Origin of the sequence: Shigella sp. FC1967, from assembly GCF_001743005.1 — a bacterium.
In the GTDB taxonomy this organism is placed as follows: Bacteria; Pseudomonadota; Gammaproteobacteria; order Enterobacterales; family Enterobacteriaceae; genus Proteus.
The window spans coordinates 1-3336 of the sequence record NZ_MIIZ01000785.1; the positions used below are offsets into that span (position 1 = coordinate 1).

General features: G+C 41.9%; 4 protein-coding genes and 1 pseudogene. 1 reads left to right on the plus strand and 4 read right to left on the minus strand.

Going from position 1 to position 3336, the window contains the following annotated elements; translation table 11 throughout:
• Positions 1-10 precede the first annotated feature (10 nt).
• Positions 11-154 (plus strand): hypothetical protein, encoded by a 144-nt coding sequence (locus BHE89_RS27070; RefSeq protein ID WP_353615126.1) that lies wholly within the window; start codon positions 11-13, stop codon positions 152-154.
• A 73-nt stretch (positions 155-227) separates the two neighbouring features.
• On the opposite strand, the gene accC is transcribed toward BHE89_RS27070, so the two are convergent.
• The 4 genes and pseudogenes from accC to tnpA all read right to left on the minus strand — a co-directional run.
• The gene (accC, locus tag BHE89_RS12870; RefSeq protein ID WP_069368383.1) at positions 228-1577 is read right to left on the minus strand and encodes an acetyl-CoA carboxylase biotin carboxylase subunit; all 1350 of its coding nucleotides are present in this window, start codon (positions 1575-1577) and stop codon (positions 228-230) included.
• Positions 1578-1589: 12 nt separating this feature from the next.
• A pseudogene (gene accB, locus BHE89_RS12875) lies at positions 1590-2061 on the minus strand (acetyl-CoA carboxylase biotin carboxyl carrier protein).
• A 34-nt stretch (positions 2062-2095) separates the two neighbouring features.
• A complete protein-coding gene (gene aroQ / locus BHE89_RS12880; RefSeq protein WP_006535378.1) occupies positions 2096-2539 on the minus strand; it encodes a type II 3-dehydroquinate dehydratase in 444 nt (147 codons plus the stop codon).
• A gap of 459 nt (positions 2540-2998) precedes the next feature.
• The coding region (tnpA, locus tag BHE89_RS12885; protein WP_128860527.1) for an IS200/IS605 family transposase at positions 2999-3336 on the minus strand (338 nt) is incomplete at its 5' end.

The window sequence follows — 3336 nt, forward strand, 5'->3', positions numbered from 1 at the left end:
ATATGACTATATGTTGCAGCTGGTCGTTAAAGATATGGAAGATTTTCATAATGTTTCAATGATGAAAATACGCGCAATTGGCAATATCAAAGAGATGAACACCAGTTTTAGTATTCGAGAAATAAAACCTTTTAAAGGATTTCCTATTAAATAAATACCCATTAGAAAATCAGCAATAAAAAAGGCATAGTAAATAAACTATGCCTTTTCTTGTTAAGTGAGAAAGATTATTTCTCAGCTAAACCTAGACGTTTTTCAAGGTAGTGAATGTTTGTACCACCTTTTTGGAAACTTTCATCATTCATAATGAACTGGTGCAGTTCAATATTGGTTTTAATGCCATCAATGATAAGTTCTGCCAACGCATTTTTCATTCGAGAGATCGCAATTTCGCGTGTTTCACCGTAAGTGATCAATTTACCAATCATTGAATCATAGTGAGGTGGAACAGTATAACCTGCGTAAATATGTGATTCCCAACGTACGCCAAATCCACCAGGTGAGTGGAAACGAGTAATAGTCCCTGGGCTTGGCATGAAGGTTTTTGGATCTTCTGCGTTGATACGACATTCAATGGCATGACCATGAACGTTAATTTGATCTTGCGTTACGGATAAAGGTAAGCCAGATGCAATACGTAACTGTTCTTTGATTAAGTCAATGCCTGTGATCATCTCTGTTACTGGATGTTCAACCTGAATACGGGTATTCATCTCAATAAAGTAGAATTCACCATTTTCATACAGGAATTCGAATGTACCTGCGCCACGATAGCCGATTTCAATACAGGCGTTCGCACAGCGTTCGCCGATATTTTTACGGATTTCAGGGGTAATACCCGGAGCCGGTGCTTCTTCAACCACTTTTTGGTGACGACGTTGCATTGAGCAATCACGTTCAGCCAAATAGATTGCATTACCCTGACCATCAGCCATAACTTGAATTTCAACATGGCGTGGGTTTTCAAGGTATTTTTCCATGTATACCATGTCGTTGCTAAATGCCGCTTTGGCTTCCGCACGCGTCATTGTAATGGATTGTTCTAGATCTTTTTCAGAACGAACAACCCGCATACCGCGACCACCACCGCCACCAGAGGCTTTGATGATAACTGGGTAGCCAATACGTTTAGCAATTTCAATATTTTTCGCAGTATCGTTACCTAAAGGACCGTCTGATCCTGGCACACAAGGAACACCCGCTTTTTTCATCGCTTCAATAGCAGAAACTTTATCACCCATTAGGCGGATGGTTTCAGCTTTGGGGCCGATAAAAATAAAGCCTGAGCGTTCAACTTGCTCTGCGAAATCAGCATTTTCAGACAGGAAACCGTATCCTGGATGAATGGCTTGTGCGCCACTGATCTCAGCCGCTGCAATAATTGCAGGGATATTTAGGTAACTTTTTGCTGAAGCAGCGGGACCAATACAGATAGTCTCGTCTGCCAGCAGAACGTGCTTTAAATCACGGTCTGCCGTGGAGTGGACGGCAACTGCTTTTATCCCAAGCTCTTTACATGCTCTTAGGATACGCAGTGCTATCTCACCACGGTTGGCAATGAGGATTTTTTCTAGCATGGACCTGCCTCGTTATTCGATAACAAAGAGTGGAGCGTCAAACTCAACGTTGTCGCCATCTTGGCAAAGGATAGATTTAACAACACCCGCTTTGTCAGATTCAATCTGGTTCATCATTTTCATTGCTTCAACGATGCACAGAGTATCGCCTACATTGACTTGCTGACCGACTTCAACAAATTTCTTAGCTTCAGGGCTTGGTGAGCGGTAGAACGTTCCGACCATTGGTGAACGAACAACATGACCGCTGATTTCTTGCGTTGGTGTAGCCGCTGGTGTTTCTGGCGCTACGGGCGCAACTGCATTGGCTAATGCAGGTTGAGGAGCCGCTGGTGCCGCAAAATATTGCTGAGGAGCCATTTGACCCTGAAGGCCAGAGTTACGACTAATACGTACTGACTCTTCACCTTCAGAGATTTCCAGTTCAGAAATGCCAGACTCTTCGACTAGCTCGATCAGTTTTTTTAATTTTACGAATATCCATGAGTTGATTCCGTACTCTTTTTGATGTTTTTTTATTAAGACAAGCGGCTGACCGCTGCCTGTAAAGCAAATCGATAACCTTCTGCACCTAATCCACAGATTACGCCTGTTGCGATATCGGAGAGATATGAATGGTGGCGGAAAGGCTCCCGACTGTAGACATTGGATAGGTGAATTTCAATAAATGGAATATTCACCCCTAATAATGCATCACGCAGTGCAACACTGGTATGCGTGAAAGCTGCAGGATTGATTAATATATAATCGACATTACCCCGAGCTGCATGAATTTTATTTATCAGCTCAAATTCAGCGTTAGACTGAAAATGACTGAGTTTCACATTTAATGCCTGAGCATCTGCTGACAAACTTTGAACGATATCATCCAGAGTTAAGTGTCCGTAGGTTTCCGGCTCTCTTGTTCCAAGCAGGTTTAAATTCGGACCATTCAGGAGCAAAATATGAAAATTTTCCGACATTATGCTTCTATCTCCGTCAATTCGTCAACGAAATGACAAAATAACCTGTGCTTTTCGTTTTGTCATCTTTTATTGTATCCAATGCGACGATACATATCACAAAGTCCGACATTATAGACATTTCACAGAAGATAACAGCAAAATACTGGTCTAATCAGGGAATGAAGGGTTTATTTTGATGAAAAGTTAAAAGTGTTTACAAGATTGTAAACGCGAGAAAGCAAAATAAATAAGTGACTAAAAAACCATCATAACATCACGTTATTTATTGATGTCATTGGAAATCTGAACTTCTTTGAGGTCAGTCATCAATATATATTACAAATGTGATCTACATCACAATTTTCTATCTATATCACCTACAATAAAGCTTACTCTGGCATTAAATAAGGTGAATTAATGCCAGAAATAAGCAGATAAAACTCAAGAATTAGCGAAAAGCCCGCAGGGCTTTAAAGATCAATCAGGCGTTGACTGGCTCTGAACGTAGGCTCTGAGTGTTTCAATCGTTGCCCCTCCGGAGCTACAGACAAAGTACGACCTTGACCACAAAAGCCTCGTTTTACTTTGCGTCCGTAAATGTGTGTTTTGCTGGCGCAGCAGGCGCGACGATACTGATTTCAGATTGTTGACCATCACACTGACCGCCAGTTTTGGCGGGTAAGCAACCAGCAGATGCACATGGTCAGGCTCTCCGTCCATCTCAATAATTTCGCATTCAAGTTTTGCCGCAGCGGAGTCAAATGCATCACGCAGTTGAGCGATCATCTGTCCGTCAAATAGCTTACGTCGATACT

Coding starts and splice junctions, on each gene's coding strand:
- BHE89_RS27070 (WP_353615126.1), top strand. CDS start 11: ATGTTGCAGCTGGTCGTTAAAGATATGGAAGATTTTCATAATGTTTCA.
- aroQ (WP_006535378.1), bottom strand. CDS start 2,539: ATGTCGGAAAATTTTCATATTTTGCTCCTGAATGGTCCGAATTTAAAC.
- accC (WP_069368383.1), bottom strand. CDS start 1,577: ATGCTAGAAAAAATCCTCATTGCCAACCGTGGTGAGATAGCACTGCGT.